The sequence below is a fragment of the Ruegeria sp. CK2 genome (assembly GCF_056536585.1).
The window spans coordinates 1-2,908 of the sequence record NZ_JBQFPW010000050.1; the positions used below are offsets into that span (position 1 = coordinate 1).

Annotated in this window: 1 protein-coding gene; it reads right to left on the bottom strand. The window is 56.4% G+C overall.

Annotated elements, in window-relative coordinates; all coding sequences use genetic code 11:
* Positions 1 to 2,908: tandem-95 repeat protein (locus tag ACR0BU_RS24610; RefSeq protein WP_480739559.1), on the bottom strand; the 2,908-nt coding region annotated here is incomplete at both ends.

Below are 2,908 nucleotides of genomic sequence, written 5' to 3' on the forward strand. Positions count from 1 at the left end.
CCTCCAATGCAAGGGCCGCGACCGGCGCATCGTTGACGGGTGTAATATCAAGCGCAAAGGTGCCGCTTTCTGTGAGTGACCCGTCACTGGCCGTCACCGTGACACTCAGCATGCCGTTGAAGTCCTGGGGTGGTGTGCCCGAGAAGCTCCCCGAAGCCGCATCAAACACCAGCCAGCCCGGCAGCGCCGAACCATCCGTCAGCGTTGCAGTCAAGGTCAGTGCATCACCATCCACATCCATGAATGTATTGGCTGGCAGTGCAAAGCTCACGGCTTCATCTTCCGCTGAAGAGCGATCAGACAATGCGAGGGCCAGAACGGGTGCATCGTTGGTTCCGTGCACAACGATGAACACGGTTGCGGTATCCTCACCACCATTGCCGTCCTCGACCGTATAGGTGAATGTGTCAACAAGTGTCTGGCCCTCTGCCAGGGCCTGAACAGCGTCCGCGCCGGTGGGATCATAGCTGATCGTCCCGTCGGTGTTCAGCGTCAGGGTCGCGTCATGCGCACTCATGGCAGACACCGCTATCACCGTGAGCGCATCCCCCTCGACATCGCTGTCATTGGCCAAAAGAGTGGCGCTATCAATCAGTGTGACAGCATCTTCTGTGACCGGAGTGGTGCTTTGCGCAACATCATTAACTGCGACAGGGGCATCGTTGACCGGTGTGATATCAAGCACAAAGGCATCGCTGGCTGTGAGTGACCCGTCACTGGCCGTCACCGTGACATTGATCATGCCATGGAAGTCCTGCGGTGGTGTGCCCGAAAAGCTCCCCGTAACCGCATCAAACACCAACCAGTCCGGCAGCGCCGAACCATCCGTCAGCGTCGCACTCAAGGTCAGCTCATCGCCATCTACATCCGTGAATGCGTTGGCTGGCAGCGCAAAGCTCACGGCCTCGTCTTCCGCGGAAGAGCGATCCTCCAATGCAAGGGCCGCAACAGGGGCATCATTGGCTCCGTGTACGACAACTGAAACACTTGCAGTGCTCTCACCGCCATTGCCGTCACTGACGGTATAGGTGAAGGTGTCAACGAGTGTCTGTCCAACTGCCAGGGCCTGAACAGCGTCCGCGCCGGTGGGATCATAGCTGATCGTCCCGTCGGTGTTCAGCGTCAGGATGGCGTCATGTGCACTCGTGGCAGAAACCGCTATCACCGTGAGCGCATCCCCCTCGACATCGCTGTCATTGCCAAGAAGCGTGGCTATCTCAATCTGGGCGACAGCATCTTCGGTGATCGGATCGGGGTTTTGAGCAACACCGTTTGCGTCAAAAATACGGGCTTTGATGGCGCCACCGGAGCCATCGCCTTGCTGCCTGTCGCCAGACTCCCAGGTGACGACAAAACCGCCATTGTCGAGTGCTGTCACACTCGGGTCCCATTGAGAGCCATCGGTAACTTCATTGACCAGGAACTCACTGACGACCTCATCGCCACTCGCATCAAAAATACGCGCCTTGATGGCATAATCATCATCCCCTTGCTGCGAACCTTTAGACGCCCAGGTGACAACAAAATGACCATTGGCGAGGGTGGTAACATTTGGATAATTTTGATAGTGAGTTGTGTATTCATTGACCAGGAATTCACTGGCGATCACATCGCCATTCTCATCAAAAATACTGGCCTTGATGCCGCCACCGGACGTATCTCCCTGCTGCCCGTCATGAGACGTCCAGGTGACGACAAAATGGCCATTGTCGAGCGCTGTCACGCTCGGGTCGTATTGATTGCCATTGGTAAATTCATTGAGGCGGAACTCAGTGACGATCTCATTTCCAGCCGCGTCCAGAATACGCGCCTTGATGGCAGTGCCGGACGTATCCCCTTGCTGCCCGTCATGAGACTCCCAGGTGACGACAAAATTCCCATTGCTGAGGGCCGTGATACTCGGGTCGTGTTGAGCGCCATCGGTATACTCATTGACCACGAACTCACTGACAATCTCATTTCCAGCCGCGTCCAGAATAACCGCCTTGACGGCAGAACCGGATAAATCCCCTTGCTGCTGGTCAAGAGACTCCCAGGTGACGGCAAAATGGCCATCAGCGAGCGCCGTTACACTCGGGAGCTTTTGAGCGCCATCGGTGAACTCATTCACCAGGAACTCGCTGGCGATCTCAACGCCGTTCTCATCAAAAATACTGGCCTTGATGGCAGAACCGGATGTATCGCCCTGCTGTCCATCATCAGACTCCCAGGTGACGACAAAATGGCCATTGGCGAGGGCTGTCACGCTCGGGTAGGTTTGCGAACTGTTGGTGAATTCATTGACGCGGAATTCACCCGTGCCGACAATATCAGTAATCGTGACAGGGGCATCATTGACAGATGTAATATCAAGCGCAAAGACATCGCTTGCTGATAGAGACCCGTCGCTGGCCGTCACCATTACATTGACTATGCCATTGAAGTTTTGGGGCGGTGTGCCCGAGAAGCTCCCTGCGACCGCATCAAACGCCAACCAGTCCGGCAGGGCCGCACCCCCAACCAGCGTCGCAGTCAAGGTCAGCGCATCACCATCCACATCCGTGAACGCATTTTCCGGCAATGCAAAGCTCACATCCTCATCTTCTGCTGAAGACTGATCAGGCAACGCAAGGGCCACAACAGGGGCATCATTGGTTCCGTGCACAACCACTGAAACACTTGCGGTGCTCTCACCGCCATGGCCATCCTCGACGGTATAGGTGAAGGTATCCGTCAGGGTCTGGCCTTCTGCCAGGGCCTGAACATCAGCTGCGCCGGTGGGATCATAGCTGATGGTCCCGTCGGTGTTCAGCGTCAGGGTCGCGTCATGCGCACTTCTGGCATCAACCCCTTTCACCGTGAGCGCATCCCCCTCGACATCGCTGTCATTGGCCAGAAGCGTGGCGGTCTCAATCGAAGTGACAACATC